Genomic DNA, 18,509 nt, shown 5'->3' on the forward strand with positions numbered 1-18,509 from the left:
CACCCCACCGGAAAATTTGTCTAGGCTCCAGACAAATTTTCCGGTTTCCGCTCCTCGGCGTTTTTAAGCCCGGCTGATCGCGATCATCGCACTGCGCGGCTGTGACGTGCCGCCTTCTGGCCAGTGGCCTCTGCCACCGTCTCCCGGATGCTGCACGTTCACCCAGAGTTCCGTGCGGCACGGAGACAGCGTGGGCGAGCACAGCTCTGCGCCAAGTGGCCCGCTCATGAAGCGACGCACCTGACCCCGATGCTCACCCTTGGTCGGCACGATGAGCAGGTTGTTGTTGCCGAACCACTCATGCGGCGAGTTCGCCGGAGGCTCCACCACCTCGTAGTCCGTCGTCACCATCAGCGCGTTGTCAGGCCCAAAGCCAATATTGTCCGGCCAGGCCAGCCCGGCCTCCTTGCCGCCCAGCACAAAGACCTGATGCTCAAACGCCAGGGCGCCGTGGTCTCCCTCCTTCTCGCGCACGACCATGATCGCCCCCACATTGTCCGTGCCATTGTCATAGGCCGTGAGGCACACATAGATTTCACCGGTCTCCGGATGGATCTCCACGTCCTCAGGACGCGCCAACGGGGTGCCCCCCGCAAACTCCACAGCCACCCGTGTGCGCACGCAGATCTCGGCCAGATCAAAACCCTTCTCCTTCAGCACCGGGGTCTGCTCCGGATCCAGTGGGATCCAACGGCCGTTCACCGTATCCGCCACGTAGAGCGTGCCGTCGGAAAGCAGGCGGCGGTTTCCCTTCCCTGCCGCCGCATCATACTTCTCGCGGGAGATAAATTTGTAGAACCCCATCGCGTTGCGGTCATCGCCCATGTAGCCCACCAGGCGACCGTCCTTGGTGAAGCCGAAGGCGATGTTCTCATGCCCAAACCGACCGAGCGCCGTGTGCTTGAAGACCTCTTTGGTCTGGGGATCCACCTCCACCATCCAACCGTAGTGACGAGGGTTGCGCTGCAGGTCATCCGGCAGTCCGTGCAACGGTGCGTCCATCGACTTCGGGTTGTCGAAGTCGCCCCAGAAATGGTAGAAGTTCTCCTCCCCGCTGAAGAAGGTGCCCCAGGGGGACACAGCGCCGCCGCAGTTCCCCACGCTGCCGACCACCTCATTGGCCCCATCCAAGGCCTTGCTGCCCGCAGCCGGTCCCAGCAGCTTGATCTTCGTATCCAGCCCATTCACCCGCAGGTTGTCCTGCGAGGTCAGATCGGGACGCCATTTCCCTGAACCCGCGTCCTTGCGCAGACGGATACAGGAACCACCCACATCGCTGAGCAGTTCTTTGCCCTTGAGGAAGAAGCTGTTCTCGTGATTGATCCACAACCAGCCCGCTTCATCGTTCTCCAGATGGAAGGCCAGATAGTCCGCCTGATCGCCAAACTGGAGACCGCTCGGGTGGATCTTGTCGCCGTGTTTGAGGATGACCTCGTACTTGTATCCCGGCGGCAGCGTCACGGCATCCTCCAGCGTCTTGCCCACTTCCTGGAATGAGAAGTCATCAAAGAGCGGCGTGGCCTGGGAGGCCTGCGTCTGCACGGGCTGGGCTGTCAGCCAATTGGGCGTGATCCGGTTGGCGGCGGCACAAACCGCACCTGCGCCGAGATACTGCATAAACTGACGACGTGATGAAGCCCCCATGAGCGGGGACGGTGTTGGCAGGGAATCCATGCCCCAATCGTGAAAGATTGTCCGGCATTGCTCCATACCGGATGGGTGGCAATAATTTCACAATTCCCTCTCGTCCAGGTCAGGGACACTATCAGCCTCATGCCTTTCCTCTCACGTTCCCTCCTCCTTCTAGCGCTCCTGCTCGACTCTGCATCCGTCCTCCATGCCCAGTCGGAAGCCGCCATTCAGCAGTTCATCAATGAGGCCACCCAGGCTGGCGGGGGCAGTGTGGTCATTCCCCCTGGCACCTATGTCATCGAAAAAGGCCTCGTGCTCAAGGATGCCAAAAAGATCAAACTCAGCGGCCTTGACCGGGAACGCACCATCCTAAAACTCGCCCCCATCGCCTACGCGGAGGCAGTCTCTGACACACCCGCCGGGGCCAGCGAACTTCCCATCCGCAGGTCCCAAAACCTGCGTCCCGGCATGCAACTCCGTATCGAGTCCTCCGGCGATCTGGACAGCTTCACGAAGAAACCCAAACCCTACCATCTGGCGGTCGCCAAGAGCGTCACAGGGGACCGGCTGGAACTCATGGCTCCGCTCAAGCACCCCGTACCCGCTGGCACCCAGCTGCGCCATGCCGATGCTCCCAATCTCATTGAGATCCGTGGTTCCAGTGAGCAGATCCTCATTGAAAACCTCACGATTGATGGCGGGCGCACGGCGACAGATCCTCCCGTCCGCGGCCATGCCCAACTCTGTGGCATCTTCGCCGCGGGCAAGTATGACTACGAGAAAGGTCCCGCATCCCTGGTCAAGGGCGTCACCATCTCCCGTTGCATCATTCAGAACTGCTTTGGACGCGGCGTCACCTTCTATGCGGTCGAGGCCAGCACCGTGGAGCGCTGCACCATCATGGACACCAACGATGAGGCGATCGATTTTGACCACTTCACCGTCCGCTCCATCGCCCGGTACAATCACATTGCCCGCAGTCTCACCGGGATTGAGCTGAATGATGCCACCGACTGCCAGATCTCTGGAAACGACATCCGCTCGTGCGGTACGGGGCTCAACCTGTGGCGGTGGTGTCGCCAGCCCGGCCTCAACGAGCGCAATCGCATCCTCGACAACCTCTTTGCCAGCACGACGGGCAACGCCATCCAGGTCGGCAAGGACACCGGAGCCAACGTGATCGTGGACAACCACATCGATCAGGCGGGCAAAAACGGCATCGTCCTGAACAGTGTGGGCCAGACCCTTGAAAACAACCGGTTTGAGGGCGTGAAACTCAAGGAAGTCACGGGGCCATGAACCTGCGGCCCAAGTCCTAGCGGCACTCTGCTTGCAAGGCAGGCAGCAGGATGGAGGTCACGAGCTGGATCTGCACCGCCTTCAGGGGATCCACCAGGGCGTTGATTTCCTCCTTCAACTCGCGGGGATCCGCATGAGGCCGCTGCGCCTTTTCCTTGATGGCACTCAAGCGGGCATCGAGGTCGGGCACATCACTGCTTGTTTGCAGCCAGTGCTCAACGTGCCCGGTCGTGAATTCCGACCGCACCGCATCCACAAAGACCTGGGCCGCCACCGCGGAGTCCACCTCAGGCAGCTGCTGGGTCATTTCCAGGAATCTCACGGCCTGCCCTTCCTCTTTGCCAAACTCGTCCGCGATGCGCTTGAGACGCTTAACCAGAGTAGCTTGGTCAAAAATCGCTTCCACGTTCACCGTGCCATCAGGCATGCGAGGCAGCGGGACGGGATGCCGACCTGGCCCAACAGCGGACAACTCCGCCGATTCTGCCCGCTTGCCCAGCCCGCTGAACAGACGCTTCACCCCCTCAAATTTGGAGGCAATCTGCGATTTGACGGTCTTTTTAGGAGGCGGGGCGGGTGCCACCGTCACACTCATCCCCTCCAGCCGCCCTTCAGGAGCCGCCACCCGAGCCACGGTATCAACCGTCTTCGGAGGAGTGACCTTGGTGACGCTCATGACGCTGGGATGAAGAAGAGAGGCGGAAGAACTGGTCCGGGTCTGGATACGCACGTCCAGGGCCATCTGGCTGGCCTGAAACTTGGCTCCTTTCCTGTCCCTACTCTGTCCACCATCCCACATAGGGTTACACAGTTTGACGAAAACTTTTCACGGCTCAAAGAATTGCCTCAGTTCCCTGTGACGAGGGCCTGACGAGCCTTGAGCGCCTGGATGGTCTTGTCATCGATCCCCAACTCACGGCCCATCTCCTCGATGCGATCAGGACTCATCTTTGCAATCGCATCCAGCGTCTCTTTGGCCCCCTCTTTTACCCTATCCACCAGAGATTCTGGATCCGCGTCATCGCCGGCCGCCCGGGCGATGTGTTGCGCCGCTCTGTCGAAGAATGCCTCGTTGCCGGACAAGACATCGTCCAACGCCCCGCTTTCGTCTGATCCTCCCACATTTTGATCGATTCCCACAATCCCCAGTTCGGGGTGCTTGGGATCTATCATGAAGTTGGAGGAGTTGATCCCACCCCCGGTGCTGTATTCGCGTCCCGACACCAGTCCATGGAACGTGTCCGGCTCCTTGATGAAAGCCGCAAAGGCCAGCCACTTGCCAAATGACTTGGCCAGGTCCTGGCTGCTGGTTTTACCTGCCTTGCCGGCCTCATCCACCGTCTTGCCGTTCACATGCTCCATCACGATCACGGGATCATCATCGCCGCCGTTGCGATCCGGCATGGTCACCCCCTGATCCCGCATGCCTTGGGCGATCTGTGACTGTTCCTCTGAGGTGAGCAGGCGGGTCTCCGGAGCAGGCAACCCCAGTTCACGAGCCAGTTGGGCTCCATACACTTCACGGATGGCCCCAGTCTGGGACCCGCCTTTGATCACCACCGTGGAATCCTCCAGCTTCACAAAGCAGGCTCCCCCATTGCCCGAAGACATGGGCTTGAAGGATTTGGCCTTGCTGAAATCCATCTCCTTGAGCCCCTCTCCCAGCAGGGGGCCGCCATCGCCTTTCTTGCCGGTCCTGGCAGTCGGGGGTTCACCCACCGTGGCCTTGCGCTGCGTCAGCGATTTGAAGAACTGGCCGATCTCGCGAAAGAACTCCTTCACCTGCGCTTTGAAGCCCTTTTTGGGGGCAGTGGCACCTTGGGTCAGCGTCATCCCATCCAACTGGCCGACGTCGCCAGTCTGCCCGGTGGCTCCCAGCCCGCCCGTGGTGGAGATGTTATAGTTGTTGTTGTTTACGTTCATGGTGGTGTGATTCGGAAGCACCCGGGCCGCCTGTGCGCGTTGGCATCTGCGTGCACTGCCCCAGCTACCTTCTGTCCACCGGCAGGTGTGAGTTACATCGGGAAAGAGACCGTCCCCGTTTGCCTCCACAAACCGGTGTGGCAGAATCGTGACATGCACCAGCCGGTTGATCCAGTAGAATCCCGGACCATGAACACCAAGGCCCGGGATCGGGTGAATGACCTTCTGTCGGAGTTTGGCGTCTCAAGAGGCCTGATGGGAGCGAGACTGGATGACTCGGGCATTTGCGCCTTCGAATACCAGGAACTGCTGGACATCGTGCTGGAACTGTCTTCTGACGGGGCCACCCTTCACTTCTACAGCAGGCTCTGCGAGCTGCCCACACAGGAGCGCGAAGCGTTCCTCACGGAACTGCTGGAACGCAACCTCCTCTGCGCCCAGACCAACGGCGCCACCCTGGCGGTGGATGCGCGGGAGAACCAGGTCGTTCTCTGCTTCAACCAGCCGGTCGATTCCCTGGATCCCGCCACCTTCTCCACACTGATGGAAAATTTCCTCGATACCGCGCTCAAAGTCCGGAATGATCTGGAAGGTGTAAGCGAGCCGTCGCTGGCCGCAGCCCCGCACGCCGAGCATGACCGCATGCTCTCCTTCGGCATGCGCATCTGACCGTGCGAATGGAGCGGGCAGGGAGGCCCGACTGCCGGACCTCCCTCATGGCCCCCAGGCCAGGCTCACCCTACGCGGAACAGCTCCGGGCTCCCCACACTCGGGATCTGGTGCCCACTCTCCTCGAACTTGCCGAGGAACTCCTTCACTGTGGATTGCCCCAGCGAGATCTTCTCAAAGTGCGGGCCGTACTCCCGGCAGGCAAACTCCAGCGCCTGCACCGCCTCGATCACAACGCTCTCCGGCACCGCACGAGAATCAGACGCCAGGCAGTAGCGGAGAAACACCGCACCATCCTCCTCACTCACGCCAAAGGCCCCCAGCGGGAGGAGGCGGTTCACATAGTTGCACAGGCGCATGGACTCCAGCAACGTCTCGGCCGGGAAGCTGAAGGGCAGAATCAGCATGAACTGCGTGATCACCGCCTCCTCAGCATCCGTCTCATCGCCGAAGGCCTCCATCACATCATTGATGAAGTAGATCTCCAGGCCGTACTCGAGCTCCGGCCGGGCGTCCTCCACATCCAGAGTGAGATAGAGCCGCTCATATATCCCGTCCTCCTGCACGGGTTTCAGATCAACGTAATATTCCAGGTCTGCCAGGGGGCCTGCCAGCGCCGCCAGCGGGGATTGGGTTTGTTCAGTCATGAGATGGAGTTGAGGTGGTAAAACTAGCGATTCATTGAGATAACTTCCTCGCAGCCGGCCATCAGGCGAGCTTCAGCTTCTTGGTGAGGAACTTGATGGAGTCCGACGAGCTGCTGTCGCGGAACATGTCCAGCGCCTCGGCCTTGTTGAGGCTCAGCCCCAGCGTGCTCATCAGCCCCACGGCGGTGCCCACCGGCCGCTCATCCTTCTTCGCGGTCAGGTAGTCTTCCATGTCCTGCTCGGTGGGGTCGGTGATGCCCTTCTGCGCGAAGTGCTCCGCCAGTTCTTCCTTGAACCGATGGTAGAGCGAGGCCGTGGCCACCCCGCTGTCCCTCGCCAGCAGTTTGCTGGAGGCGTAGGCCTGCACCTCCGCGACCGTGAAGTCGGAGGCCTTGGCCGTGATGCCCTGCGCCTTCAGCGCCTTGATCATCTTGTCCGTCACCCGCGTCATGGCCTTGGCATCCTTGCCTTCCAAACCCAGGTCGGAGATCTTTTTGGCCCCGTCCTGGCCATTCAGGTTCTTCAGCGTCGTCTGCAGCGCGTCTTTGATGCCCTTGCTGTTGAGGTGTCTCGCCAGCTTGTAGATGCCGTATCCGATCGCCGCCAGGGCCGCTCCGCCCGCCAGAGCCCAACCAATCGGAGTGGCAATCACCACTCCCGCTGCCGTTGCAGACACTGCTCCAGCCGTCACGGCAATGGCCACCGCTCCCGCCGTCGCTGTACCCACACCGCCCAGTGCGCCAAAGAAGTTCTTCGTGGCGCTCAGGCCCTTGTCCACGGACTGCTTCTTCTGCTTCAGACGCAGACGCTCTGCAATCGCCAGCAACTCCACATCATCCTGCTTGATGACATCCGTTCGGCTAAGCGCATCGGTGGACTTTTTCTTCAGGGCCAGAAACGCCCGGTTGTCTGTCACGTCATTGTAGAACTCGTAACTGTTCACTGCCACGGTGAGCGGTCCCACCACCACGCCGGTGACGCCACCGGCGAGCTTGAACCCTTCACTCACCACCTGGGTGCCGGCAGAGCTGATGGTCCCGATGTCCAGGACCGCCTTTTGACCATCCCAGAGGGACTTCACCATCTTGGCACGCTCCAGACCCACGTTGTCGTTGTAGCTGGTGAGATCCTTCTCTGCCACCCGGCCTTTCATGCGTCCGGTGGTGGTGTTCTTGGTCAGGGCATCATCCACCGTCTTCAGCAGATCATTGCATTCAGTGAGTTTTTCCTGCAACCCGTCCAGTTTGGTCTGTCGCGCATCCACCTTCTTGCTGCACGTCTCCCGTCTGGCAGCCAGGTCATCGCGTTGCCCCTGAAGGTCATCGAGCCTGCCTTGCAGTTCCACGCCCTGCTCCATCAGGAAGTCCTCCCCGTAGCCACGGGCGCGCATCAACTGGACGTTCTCATGAATGCCCTTGAGCTTGCCTTTGATGAGGTTGATCTCCGCATCCTTGAGCTGGAGATCCCGGTCCAGGCTCTTGAGCTGGGTGGTGGCGGTCTTCACCAGGCTCTTGGCCTTGTCCACATGCCCCTCCAACTTGCCCTTGATCTTCAGCACATCGCTGCGGACACCTCGCAAGTTCGCCTCCTCCTGCTTCATCTTCCCGGGTGAGAACTCCTTCACGACTTCCAGATCACTCTTGGCTTTGTCGATCTTCACCTTCGCTAGATACAGATCAGAGACGGTCTCCACGATCTGGGCCCCGGCACCGATCCCACCGGTGATCTTGGAGACATCGTGACCGCTGCCGCCGATGTACTTGGCCCCATCCCCGCCGGCCTTGATCGCCTTGCCGGTGTTCTTGAAGACGGACTTGAACTCCTTGAGGAACTTCTGGAAACGCGACTGCGTGTCCTTGCTCTTTTCCTTCAACACCTTGTCGCGCTCCGGGCCACTGGACGGCGGGCTGTCAAACTTGGCCTGCTTCGCGGCGCGTGCGTCCAGCGTCTTCTGCATGCGGGCCCGGCCCTTGTCAGACACCTTCAGTCCCTGCGTCTTGTAGGATGTAGGGGCCGTGCTCCGCATGTCCGTGGGCGGCACCTGCCCTTTGGGCTTGGGCGGTTCCACCTCCTGCAAGCCACCGCCGGATGGGTCGGGTGGGGCCAGGTGGGGCAGTGATTGTACGGAAGACTGTCTGGAGATCGTCGAGGTTTGGTCCATGGCAACAGCTGGTGGTTCCACCAAACTATGCCCGGCTACCCTCCACGCTTACACTCCGCGATGTGACAATTGCGTTGCGCGACCGACTTGCTGTAACTCAGCGAAGTTCTTTCCACTCCTGCACCCACCGCAGCACCTCGGCCATGGGCTCGATAAGGTCACTGGGCACGAAGCGGTCAATGTCCACATTCTCATAGAGCGCCCTCGCCAGCGGGACATGCTGCATGACGGGGATGCCCTCCTCACGGGCCACTTCCACCATGCGTCTGGCCACATGGTCTTCACCCTTCGCCAGCACCCTCGGCATCTTGTCATCGTTCTCGTCGTAGTAGATGGCGATGGCCAGGTGCGTGGGATTGGTCACCACCACTGAAGCTTTGCGGGTCCGTCCCATGGTGTCGCTTTGAGCTGCCTCCTGGGCGAGTTGTTTGCGCTTGCCTTTGATTTCAGGATTGCCTTCGCTCTCCTTGTACTCGCGTTTGACCTCGTCCTTCGACATCTTCAGCTGCTTGATGTGCTGATATTTTTGGAAAAAGAAGTCGGCTGCCGCGATGATGATGTACGCCATGACCACATTCATCGTCAGCGCCTTGATCATCGGCTGCAACGCCGTAAGCACCGACTCCTCCCCGCCATAGGGCAGCCGCGTCAGCGGGTCCAGGCTCGCCTTCGTGACGTAGTAGATGATGATCCCGATCACCCCTACCTTGATGGTGGATTTCAGCAACTCCACCAGGCTCTTCATCGAAAAGATCTGCTTGGCTTTGTCCATAGGGTTGAGCTTTTTCAGCTCAGGCTTGAGAGGCTCAAAGGTGAGCATGAACCCAATCTGGCCAAACCCCGCCGCCAGGCCCACCACCATCACCACCATGAGGATGGGCAGGGACATGAGCAGGACCTTCCGGCCAATCGCCAGCATGAGCTCCATGGAGCCCTGCTGGAACGGCTTGTCGTAATACTGGACCGGCAGCAGGATGAGTTCCTTCGCCTGCTCCACCATGGAGGGCCACATGATCCCGATCGTGACAAAGCTCGCGATGGTCAGGGCCGCGGTGCCCACATCCTGACTCTTCGCGACCTGACCCTTTTTGCGGGCGTCGCGAAGCTTCTTCGGGGTTGGTGGCTCGTTCTTCTCGCTCACTCAAAGATCTTGTTATAGAACACCCGGATCTGGCCCGGCGTGGGGAACTCATTGCGCAGGAAGCCCACCAGGAACACGAGATAGAAGATGATCAAGACGGCAGCGATGCCGCTCTTCACCGGCATGGCCAGAAAGAACACATTCAACTGGGGGCTGAACCGGTTCATCAATCCCATGCCAAATTCCGCAATGAACATGGCAATGACCAGCGGCGCCGCAAAGGTGACGATCAATCCCATCATCTTGTCCAGCACATGCAGGAACACGACAGGGAAAGCGGGCTCCATCTTGGGGAACCAGGAGAACACCGGCCAGTGCACATAGCTGTCATACATGATGGTGAGAAAGGCCATGAAGCCGCCTCCCACAAAGAAGAAGACGCCAATGATGCGGGCAAACAACAAGCCAAAGGGCGAGGTGCTTTCGCCAGACATGGGGTCAAACATCTCCGCCATGGAACTGCCGCGCTGGTTGTCGATGAAGAAGCCCGTTCCCTCGGCAATCCAGAAGGCCATCCCGGTCACAAACCCCAGCAGCATGCCAATGGCCACCTCCTTCGTCAGCACGCCGATGAGGTAGAGCATGTCGGGGTTGTCCGGCACACCAGAATAGTGCACCATGGGGATGGCCAGCGTCGTCAGGCTGATGATGACCACCTGCCGGGCAATGCCAGTGATGAACTGCTGGGCAAAAAACGGCGACACCGAGAGCGCCGCCATCATCCGGGGCAGGGTGAAGGCGACCGTCAGCAGGATGTCCCGGTGCGCTATCAGGTCGAAGGTCACCTTCGGAGAGTCGGAAAGGTGTCAAAGATGTGCGTGGTGAAGTTGATCACCTCCGCGCCCGTCCAAGAGGCGGTGGCGATGATGACCACCGTCACGACAATGAGCTTCACCGCAAAGGACAACGTCTGCTCCTGCACCTGGGTGAGGGCCTGAAAAAGGCTCACGACCACCCCCACCACCGTGGCCACCACGATGGGAGGGAGGGAAAGGATCAGCACCAGAATCAGCGCCTTGTTGGTAATGTCGATAATGTAGGCTTGATTCATGACAAGCAGGGGTGCACGCCTCTCACCCGCCGGGCATGGCGTAGGTGATGACTAGTCCGTGGATCAGCCGCGCCCAACCGTCCACCAGGACGAAGAGCAGGAGCTTGAACGGAAGGGAGATGGTCATGGGTGACACCATCATCATCCCCATGGCCAGCAAAATGTTGGAGACGATAAGGTCAATGGCGATGAAGGGCAGGTAGAGCAGGAATCCAATCTGGAAGGCAGCCGTCAGCTCGCTCACCGTAAATGCGGGGATGAGGACGAAGAAGTCATCCTTGTCGATCTTCACCTGAGCCTTGTCGCCCCAGAGCCGGCGGGCGGTATCGAGGAAGAACGCCTTTTCCCGGTCGGCCGTATGGTAGGCCAGGAACTTTCGTATGGGCGTGCTGCTCCGGTCCATGATGCCCTTGATGCTCTCCACGCTTAAATTCTTCAGATCCTCCTTTTCCAGGTTGGCGAAGGTTTGCTGGCCGATCGGGGCCATGATGTAGATCGTGAGGATCACCGCGATGCCGTTGAGCACCATGTTGGGCGGGATCTGCTGCACGCCCAGGGCATTGCGCACCAGGCTGAGCACGACCACCAGTTTCACATAGGAGGTGACCATCACCGCCAGGAACGGGATCAGTGCCAGCACAGAGGCCAGCACGATCAACGTGAGCGGATCTGGCATCTGCAGGTTGTTCATACCTTGGCCAGCTCCGTGATGCGTACTCCGATGCGGTTGCCGATGTCCAGCAGCTCACCCTTGCCGATGGCGCGACCGTTGGCACAGATCGTCACCGCCTGGCTGGCAGGTGTGGGGAGTTCGATGCAAGCCCCCGGAGCCAGGCTGCGCAGTTGCTCGAGCGTGGCGGCGTGCGTCCCCACCAGGAAGGTGAGTTCGACTTCAAGCTGGTCCACCAAGGCCAGGGGCTCGGTGGCGGCGGGTGTTGGGGCGGGATCGCTCATGATGAATTGTTGAATCGTCAGTTTTTTGTCCTGCCAGGTGGCAGCGGCATGGCGGCGGCCGGAAATCAGCACCTCACAGGCACCTTGGACTCGCCAGCCCTGCAAGTCTGCCAGCACGGCATCCGCCTGGCGCAGTTCACGGAATTCCTGTTGCGAAAGGGTGACGCGCCCCGCAACAAAGGACAAAAGAAATGGGAGCGCATCCATGCTCCTCACCGGCTGGGCCGGTACGCGGGTCATGAGCTGGGCCAGATGTTCCAGAGCCGCGTCATCCCCTTTCAGTGTGCCGCGGATCCAACCAGGATCCCCGTCTTTCTCCACCACGAAGGTGAGGGATTCCGCCTGCGCCTTGACAGGAGCACCAGCGGGCAACAGCGCTGCCAGCACCACATCCACGCCTTTGCTTTTGAGCTGATTCAGCCCCATCTCGAATGCCGCCGCCAACACGCCACAAGCAAGCTCGGCAGGCAACACTTCCAGATCCAGGCCGGCCAGGGCAGCCGAGAGCGCCGACACATCCGGCAGGCGCTCCAGTTGCACCTGGAATTCATGCCCGTCCACAATCACTCGGGCGACCCGCGCAGCCGGGCTCAAACCTCTGACGGCGGAAAACTTCAGCGTGGCCGCTTGCCCGTTCCAGGCAAAGGCCACTGGCCGGTTGCTCCCGGCAATAGCCTGAATGGTCCGCGCGAACAAGGGGCGGACTTTTTCCAGGGCCAGGGGCTGAAGGTCAACTTCAGTGCCGGTTATCTCCAAGGGCATTCGGGCGGACATCAATCAAGAGAGTGTTGAGGAAGGCGGACGGAAGCAGGCGGGGAGTGAAGAACACCTGCTGCCTCAGATCAGGCGGACGCTTCCTCCTGCTGTTGCTGCTGCTGGCGGGCCTGATCCCACGGAGTATTGCGCTCACGAGAGCGACCATCAGCCGGGGCATCGCCCGAAGAGTTCACAGTGACCACTGATGGCGCAGATTGAAGCAACCGCTCATCCAGGCGTTGCGAGAGCATGACGATGCTTCCCTCCAGCCAGCGCACTGAATCCGCCCGGGTGGAGACGAACTCCACCATCACGCGCCCGTCCTCTCTCCAGACCCTGGCCTCCGTACCAGGCAGAATGCCCTCCTGGAACTTGATTCTCACCTCCTGGTTCTGCCCTGACAGCGGATCCGTCACGAGCACGCGATCCACCATGGTGTTCATCAGGTTTTCAATCTGGGCCACCCGTTCGGCCATGGGGCTGGCAGGCTCCGCAACCACTGTCGGTGCCGGGGCGGACACTCCGCTGGATTGCGAAAAGAAACTGTCCAGGATGGCTGAGCCGAGCGTGTCGGGTTTGACCTCCACTCCCCCAGCTTCCGCCGGAGCATCGGCCACCACCACGGGCGGAGCGGCACCTTCCCCGCTCTTCACCATGGATTTCAAAGCTTGGGCAGCATACACAGTCACATTCCCGCTCTCAGGAACGGTTCCAGGAAGAACGGGGGCGGAAAACTGCGACTGGCGTCCCGTGTCGGCAACGGTTGCCTGGCCGCCTTTGTCATCAGTGCTCACCCCCGTTGCAGGCAGAGGCACTCCCGGAAGGGCCACACCTTCCAGAATGGACCAGTCCGGCCCTTTCTGATCGTCGTCAGCGAACCCTTCGTCCGTACCACCACCGGAGCCAGAAGGCCTCTCCAGAAGCGCCTTCAAGATTTCCAGGGCAGACGGATCACTCGTCTCGGCCACAATCTCACCCGCCGGGCTTTCGGTCACCGGGTTGGAATGGGATGCGGAGTTAATTGTATTCATGGTTTTGACTCCCGGTTAAATTGAAGAGCGCTGATTTGGGGGATGTGAAATCTTCCATCTCCAGGTCGGCGAGGCGCTCCTCTTCCAGCGCCTGCTCCCGCCGCCAGAGCTGGCGGTGTTCCACGAGTTTTTCCAGTTCCTGGGTGGCTTTGATGTGGGCTTTGCGGGCCTCTTCCAGCAGTTCCTTCGCACGATCAAGGTCGGCCTCCGCCTTGCGGAGCAAGTCCATGTAGTCCAGCTCCTTCTCACGCATGCCGGCAATCTCAAGTCGCAGGTCCGTGATGTCGCCCAACTTCACCGGCTTCAGCATGATAGAGTCCATCAGCCGCCGTTCCTCCACCACCCGCCACACTTTGTAGTCATCCAGTTCCTTCTGGCGCTTCTCCACCAGCTTCTCCGCCTCCGCCACAACCCGCCGGGCCGCCGTCACAGCCTTGCTCGCCTTGTCCTCGCGATGTTCGCGGACAAAGATGAGATCCTGCAGGAGGTAGCGGGCCATGGGGTTGAGGTGAAAGAGGATGGAGTGCCCGTGCTAGCGGGCCAGTTGCATCATCGCCTGAAGGGTTTGTTCAAAGGTGCTCTGCTCACGCAGACCTTGTTTCAAGAAATTGTTGATCGCATCCACCTTGGCAATCGCCTCGTCAGAAGAAGCGTCGCTGCCCTTCTTGTACTCACCGATCCGCACCAGAAGCTCCACCTCCTGATACTTCGCGAGCAGGTTGCGCAGCTTGCCCGCCGCCCGCTGGTGATCAGGGGTTGCGATCGCGGTCATCAACCGGCTCACACTCGCGAGGACGTCGATCGCAGGATAGTGGTTCGCGGAGCCAAGCTTGCGGGAAAGGATGATGTGTCCGTCCAGAATGGAACGCGTTTCATCTGCGACGGGTTCCGTCATGTCATCCCCCTCCACCAGCACGGTGTACAAGGCGGTGATCGAGCCATTCGCGGAGCAGCCGGCGCGCTCCATCATCTTGGGCAGGGTGGCGAAGACTGAAGGCGGAAAACCTCGCCGGGTGGGCGGCTCGCCTGCCGCCAGGCCGATTTCACGCAAGGCACGGGCAAAGCGCGTCACGGAATCCATGAGCAGCAGCACCTTCCGGCCCTTGTCACGGAAATACTCGGCAATGGCCGTGGCCACATAAGCGCACTTGAGACGCTCCATGGCCGGCCGGTCGGAGGTCGCAATCACCGTCACTGCGCGCTTCACGCCGTCCTCGCCCAAATCTCGTTCCAGGAACTCACGCACTTCACGACCACGTTCACCGATCAGCGAAAGCACCACGATATCAGCCTCGGTGTTGCGGATGATCTGGCTCAGCAGGGTGCTCTTGCCCCCGCCCGCCGCCGCAAAGATGCCCATGCGCTGCCCTTCACCACAAGTGAGCAGCCCATCCAGCGCCCGCACACCCAGATGAATGGGCGTGGAGATCAACTGACGGGTCATCGCGTTCGGCGGATCCGCCGTCACGGCGTAGTACTCCTCAATTTCAATCGGGCCTTTCCCATCGGAGGGGTTGCCCAGACCATCCAGCACGCGGCCCAGCATCGCCGGCCCCACGGGCACGCGGTGCACCTCGCCCGTAGGAGTCACCTCGGTGGAGGACGAGATCCCCTCCAGTTCGCCCAGTGGCGTGAGCAGCACCAGGTTCTTGGCAAAGCCCACCACTTCCGCCATCAGGCCTTGTTCCTGCCAGGGATTCCGCAGATGGCAGAGCTCCCCGATCTTCACACCGGGCGCATAGGCCTGGATGATGGTGCCCACCACCTGCACCACCCGGCCGCGCGGCACCAGGGGACGCGCCGTCTCCACCCCGCGCATCAATCGCCGGTTGAGGGCTTCAAAGTCCATGGTGGGTCGCAACGGCATGTCTGGACGGGATGAGTTTGGGATAATGGAAATTACTTTAGGGAGTTGATCAGCGCCTTCTCAATGGCCCGCAGCTGGGTCTGGATGCTCGCGTCCACGACGCCGATCTCCGTCTCCAGCACGCAACCGTCTTCCGCCAGCCGTTCATCAGGCAGCACTTCCAGGAACTGGACCTTGGGGCATGACTCCAGCATGGACTGCACGCGAGACTGGAGCCACTCTGCCTGGGCCGGGGCCACACGAACGGTGACATGCCCCTCATTGCGGGTGGTTTCCAGCGCATGACGCACGGCCTGCTCGACAATCTCCTTCTGCTCAAAGGTGCCAAGGACACGCCGCAGAGCCCGCATCACCAGGTCGATCATCACGCCTTCCACTTTGGAAAAGTAGGCGGCGCTCTGGGTCATGCATTCCATGATCTGCCCGGCGATCTCCGCCTTGCCCTCCTCCTGACCTTCCTTGAACCCCTCCTCACGGCGGCGCTCGTACTCTGCCTGCGCTTCGGCACGCTTCTGGTCCGCATCCACCTGGCCGGCCTTTCGCAGCCGGATGGATTCACTGACCGCGGCATCCACGATCGCCTTCGCACCGGCGATCACGGCATAGTCTTCCGCCCTGACCACCTTCGCGCTGGGCTCTATGGCCACTCCCGTTGCATTCAGGCAAAGCATGCCATTTCCTCCTTGGTAAAAACTTCATTCCCGATCTTCCGGACGAATGTCCAGATCTGGTCGCACTCCTCGGTGGCCAGCTTGGGTGCGGCGTCCTGCTGCAGGGAAGGCGGCAGTTTTACCGAGAACCTCCGGAGCAGTTCCGAGGGTTCATCTGACAGCATGCCCAAGACGGTGGCCCAGCCCGTGGTCAGCACCTGCTGGCCCAGACTGCCCTCGCTTCGGGCGGTCAGCTGCGGTAACGCAGGTGCCGCCATTATTCGGCCCCGTCGCAAGGCGAAGGCGTGAGCCGCCGCACCAATGGCCGCCTTCAGCTCCAATGTCTGCACCCGGGCGATGGTGGCTGCGATCTTGGTCGCGTGGATGGCAGCCCCACAATAGCAAGCCAGCTTTTCCAACGTCATCCAGCTCATCAAAACCAGACGACGACGTGGTGGGGAGAAATCCCACCAGCCTGGCACTTGGTCTAATCCCAACTGGGTGGTCGCCCAGCGGGAGGCATGCTTCTGCCCCACCGGAGAATTTGCCAGGAATGCCAGGACATCTGCATGCGGCAACGCAGCGAGCCGATCCGGGTGGGCCCAATGCTGAGGCTTCCCCTGAAAGTCACCAATCAGCCGGAACAGGTCCGGCTGGCGGAGGGCCAGGTCTGCATACCATTGCGGCAGGTTCATGAGGCAGACTTGGGGTTGCCTTTGCGGAACATCAGAAAGAAGGCAGTAGCAAGGAGGAATCCTCCTGCGGCGGCGGCCGTCGGCACCCCCCAGGGGGGCAACGTCGCCAGCAGGCCGGCCGCCTTGGTTGTCTCCACCTTTTCCTTGCGACGCACCGGCTCCATGGCCTCAGCCGAGGTGATGACCAGCTCCACGTTTTCTGGTTTCAGTCCTTCCACGCTGCGGGTCACCAAGTTCTTCAGGTCCTGGGTGTTGTTCGCGAGATTGTATCCAGGGCGGCACTTGATGAAGACCGCCGCCGACGCGGGATTGGTCTCTTCAGCCAGAGGATCCGTGTCCGGCAGGGCGATGTGGACGCGGGCGGCCACCACCCCGTCGATCTTCATGAAAGTCTCCGAGAGCTCCTGGCTCAAGGCATAGATGAAACGCACGCGCTCTTCCGTCGGGGAACTAACCAGCCCGGACTTCTGAAAGATTTCACCCATGCGCTGGAAGCTCTGGCGGGGAAGGCCCATGGCCTGCAGCGTCTGCATGGCAAAAGGGAAGTCCTCGGACTTCACCTGCAAGGCCCACTTGTCTTCCTTGCCCGGAGTCTTGGTGCAGGCGACATCACGCTCCATCAGAGCGGCCATGACCTCATTGGCTTCTTCCTCACGCAGATCGCTGAAGAGGGGCACCTGCTTGGCACAGCTCACCAGCAGCAGGCCACAAAGACAAAGAGTGATTCGAGAAAGGGGAGCCATGAAATAGGGCGAAAGAGGAAATACAAAAAATCAAACAGATGACAGGTGCCGCGGACGAGGGCGTGTGGATGCCGCGGCCTCATCCGTCTGGCGCACCTGGCTGGCTCAACCGCCGCGGCTGAGTTCCTTGATGGTGTTGGTGCCAGCCTTGGAAGCATTGTCCACACCCATGACCGACATGCTCCACCGGGCGACTTCAACTTGAAGGGCCATGATCTCACCGAAATCGGTGCCGAGCTTCAACGGACCGGTGCTGGAGATGTGCTCCAAACGGGAGTTGATAGCACTCATCGAGTCATGATAGCCGGTGTTGAAATGGGAAATGCCGTCGAGGATGGAGTCTCCCAGCGTGTTGAATTTCGTCGGTTCCACAGCACCGGCTGCGGCGGGGGCGGCCGGTGCCTGGGCAGGCGCGATGGAGGGTGCCGCGGTGCTGGCAATCATGGCCCGCAGTTGCTCCAGATCTTGGGGCGAGGACACCCCCAGCGGAGCAGGCACGGACGCAGTGGCTGCGACGGCAGTCTGCGCTTGGACGGGAAGTGCGACAAGAGGTACGCTCATAGAAAGTTGCGTTTGGGTGCCAGTTGATCGGAAGACAGCGACAACAAATTGCTCGCCATCGCCCGGGCGTCGGGTTGCGAGGAAGTGCTGGCGACTTCCTGCAAGATGGCATGCCCTTCCTCCTCCCGGCCCTGAAGTCTCAACGCGCACCCCAGATGGGCGCGGGCGAGGTCAGAGCCGGGATTCAGGGTCAATGCACCTTCCTTCAGCGATTTGATGGCCACCTCGGGGTTGCCCGAGAGGATGGCGACGACTGCCCCTCCAATGATGGGAATCTCGCTCTCCGGTCGCACAGCTTGTACGCCGTCAAAGACGGCGATGGCCTCCTTGTAGAGACCATTCCATGCGGCCAGGTAGCCTATGCGCATCAAGAGACGGACGAGCTCAGAATCGACGGGGATCATGCACTGGCAGACGTGGTTCTAACGTTGATGGGCCAGAACCTAACGAAGGTTGCTGACAGCGTTCTTCGCGGGCTCCTGGATCGCTTTCACAAGGTTGGAGACAGCCGTGGCTGCGTTCGTCACCTGGTTCACGCGCATCTGCAGCAGCACCACCGCACCCGGGTCGGAGAAGTCCGTTTGCGAGGCATCCGTCATCACCTGGGTGGTTTCTTCGTTCAGCGTGTTGGCCATCGTGGTCACGGTGTTCCAGACGGGCGAGTTGCTGCCGAACAACGGGGGATCAAAGTCAATTGCCATGGTGTTTGTGTGCCTTTCTTTGTTTCTT

General features: G+C 60.6%; 21 protein-coding genes. 2 read left to right on the plus strand and 19 right to left on the minus strand.

Translation table 11 applies throughout. From position 1 onward, the window contains the following. Window positions 1-63 precede the first annotated feature (63 nt). A complete protein-coding gene (locus tag VSP_RS38400; RefSeq protein WP_157211169.1) occupies window positions 64-1,674 on the minus strand; it encodes a PhoX family protein in 1,611 nt (536 codons plus the stop codon). A gap of 99 nt (window positions 1,675-1,773) precedes the next feature. Here VSP_RS38400 and VSP_RS31650 point away from each other — a divergent pair, with 99 nt between their 5' ends. Continuing rightward, window positions 1,774-2,931 carry a right-handed parallel beta-helix repeat-containing protein gene (locus VSP_RS31650; RefSeq protein ID WP_009965788.1) on the plus strand — a complete coding sequence of 386 codons (1,158 nt, stop codon included), beginning with the start codon at window positions 1,774-1,776 and terminating at the stop codon, window positions 2,929-2,931. A gap of 16 nt (window positions 2,932-2,947) precedes the next feature. Here VSP_RS31650 and VSP_RS31655 read toward each other — a convergent pair whose 3' ends face one another. Together VSP_RS31655 and VSP_RS31660 are read right to left on the minus strand one after the other, a co-directional pair. Then, on the minus strand, window positions 2,948-3,607 hold the full coding sequence (locus VSP_RS31655) for a hypothetical protein (protein ID WP_157211170.1): 660 nt from the start codon (window positions 3,605-3,607) through the stop codon (window positions 2,948-2,950). A 170-nt stretch (window positions 3,608-3,777) separates the two neighbouring features. Next, complete coding sequence (locus VSP_RS31660) at window positions 3,778-4,854, minus strand: hypothetical protein (protein ID WP_009965790.1); 1,077 nt, start codon at window positions 4,852-4,854, stop codon at window positions 3,778-3,780. 189 nt (window positions 4,855-5,043) lie between these two features. On the opposite strand from VSP_RS31660, the gene VSP_RS38405 reads away from it, so the two are divergent. Further along, a complete protein-coding gene (locus VSP_RS38405; protein WP_157211171.1) occupies window positions 5,044-5,523 on the plus strand; it encodes a CesT family type III secretion system chaperone in 480 nt (159 codons plus the stop codon). Window positions 5,524-5,588: 65 nt separating this feature from the next. On the opposite strand, the gene VSP_RS31670 is transcribed toward VSP_RS38405, so the two are convergent. From VSP_RS31670 to VSP_RS31745, 16 genes are all read right to left on the minus strand, one after another. Continuing rightward, window positions 5,589-6,170 (minus strand): YbjN domain-containing protein, encoded by a 582-nt coding sequence (locus VSP_RS31670; protein ID WP_009965792.1) that lies wholly within the window; start codon window positions 6,168-6,170, stop codon window positions 5,589-5,591. A 61-nt stretch (window positions 6,171-6,231) separates the two neighbouring features. Next, window positions 6,232-8,331: a hypothetical protein gene (locus VSP_RS31675; protein ID WP_157211172.1), complete on the minus strand. Its 2,100-nt coding sequence runs from the start codon at window positions 8,329-8,331 to the stop codon at window positions 6,232-6,234. 97 nt (window positions 8,332-8,428) lie between these two features. Next, window positions 8,429-9,472 carry a type III secretion system export apparatus subunit SctU gene (sctU, locus tag VSP_RS31680; protein WP_009965794.1) on the minus strand — a complete coding sequence of 348 codons (1,044 nt, stop codon included), beginning with the start codon at window positions 9,470-9,472 and terminating at the stop codon, window positions 8,429-8,431. Continuing rightward, complete coding sequence (sctT, locus tag VSP_RS38410; protein WP_009965795.1) at window positions 9,469-10,257, minus strand: type III secretion system export apparatus subunit SctT; 789 nt, start codon at window positions 10,255-10,257, stop codon at window positions 9,469-9,471. The genes sctU and sctT overlap by 4 nt, the downstream gene beginning before the upstream one ends. Then, window positions 10,254-10,523: a type III secretion system export apparatus subunit SctS gene (gene sctS, locus VSP_RS31690; protein ID WP_009965797.1), complete on the minus strand. Its 270-nt coding sequence runs from the start codon at window positions 10,521-10,523 to the stop codon at window positions 10,254-10,256. The genes sctT and sctS overlap by 4 nt, the downstream gene beginning before the upstream one ends. Before the next feature lie 22 nt (window positions 10,524-10,545). Further along, window positions 10,546-11,214 carry a type III secretion system export apparatus subunit SctR gene (sctR, locus tag VSP_RS31695; RefSeq protein WP_009965799.1) on the minus strand — a complete coding sequence of 223 codons (669 nt, stop codon included), beginning with the start codon at window positions 11,212-11,214 and terminating at the stop codon, window positions 10,546-10,548. Then, window positions 11,211-12,239, minus strand: coding sequence for a type III secretion system cytoplasmic ring protein SctQ (gene sctQ / locus VSP_RS31700; RefSeq protein WP_009965800.1), 1,029 nt, complete (start codon window positions 12,237-12,239; stop codon window positions 11,211-11,213). Before sctQ ends, sctR begins: the two co-directional genes overlap by 4 nt. Window positions 12,240-12,319: 80 nt before the next feature. Beyond that, window positions 12,320-13,264 carry a hypothetical protein gene (locus tag VSP_RS31705; protein WP_157211173.1) on the minus strand — a complete coding sequence of 315 codons (945 nt, stop codon included), beginning with the start codon at window positions 13,262-13,264 and terminating at the stop codon, window positions 12,320-12,322. Beyond that, the gene (locus VSP_RS31710; protein WP_009965802.1) at window positions 13,251-13,763 is read right to left on the minus strand and encodes a type III secretion protein; all 513 of its coding nucleotides are present in this window, start codon (window positions 13,761-13,763) and stop codon (window positions 13,251-13,253) included. Before VSP_RS31710 ends, VSP_RS31705 begins: the two co-directional genes overlap by 14 nt. A 33-nt stretch (window positions 13,764-13,796) precedes the next feature. Then, complete coding sequence (gene sctN, locus VSP_RS31715; protein WP_029190914.1) at window positions 13,797-15,113, minus strand: type III secretion system ATPase SctN; 1,317 nt, start codon at window positions 15,111-15,113, stop codon at window positions 13,797-13,799. Between the two features lie 50 nt (window positions 15,114-15,163). Next, window positions 15,164-15,802, minus strand: coding sequence for an HrpE/YscL family type III secretion apparatus protein (locus VSP_RS31720; protein WP_009965804.1), 639 nt, complete (start codon window positions 15,800-15,802; stop codon window positions 15,164-15,166). After that, window positions 15,790-16,476 carry a SctK family type III secretion system sorting platform protein gene (locus VSP_RS31725; RefSeq protein WP_009965805.1) on the minus strand — a complete coding sequence of 229 codons (687 nt, stop codon included), beginning with the start codon at window positions 16,474-16,476 and terminating at the stop codon, window positions 15,790-15,792. Before VSP_RS31725 ends, VSP_RS31720 begins: the two co-directional genes overlap by 13 nt. Next, window positions 16,473-17,219 (minus strand): type III secretion system inner membrane ring lipoprotein SctJ, encoded by a 747-nt coding sequence (gene sctJ / locus VSP_RS38415; RefSeq protein WP_009965807.1) that lies wholly within the window; start codon window positions 17,217-17,219, stop codon window positions 16,473-16,475. Before sctJ ends, VSP_RS31725 begins: the two co-directional genes overlap by 4 nt. A gap of 105 nt (window positions 17,220-17,324) precedes the next feature. Then, the gene (locus tag VSP_RS31735) at window positions 17,325-17,780 is read right to left on the minus strand and encodes a hypothetical protein (protein WP_009965809.1); all 456 of its coding nucleotides are present in this window, start codon (window positions 17,778-17,780) and stop codon (window positions 17,325-17,327) included. Further along, window positions 17,777-18,184 carry a tetratricopeptide repeat protein gene (locus tag VSP_RS31740; RefSeq protein ID WP_009965810.1) on the minus strand — a complete coding sequence of 136 codons (408 nt, stop codon included), beginning with the start codon at window positions 18,182-18,184 and terminating at the stop codon, window positions 17,777-17,779. The genes VSP_RS31735 and VSP_RS31740 overlap by 4 nt, the downstream gene beginning before the upstream one ends. Window positions 18,185-18,223: 39 nt before the next feature. After that, window positions 18,224-18,481, minus strand: coding sequence for a hypothetical protein (locus VSP_RS31745; protein ID WP_009965811.1), 258 nt, complete (start codon window positions 18,479-18,481; stop codon window positions 18,224-18,226). Window positions 18,482-18,509 lie beyond the last annotated feature (28 nt).

Origin of the sequence: Verrucomicrobium spinosum DSM 4136 = JCM 18804 (genome assembly GCF_000172155.1) — a bacterium.
Taxonomy (GTDB): domain Bacteria; phylum Verrucomicrobiota; class Verrucomicrobiia; order Verrucomicrobiales; family Verrucomicrobiaceae; genus Verrucomicrobium; species Verrucomicrobium spinosum.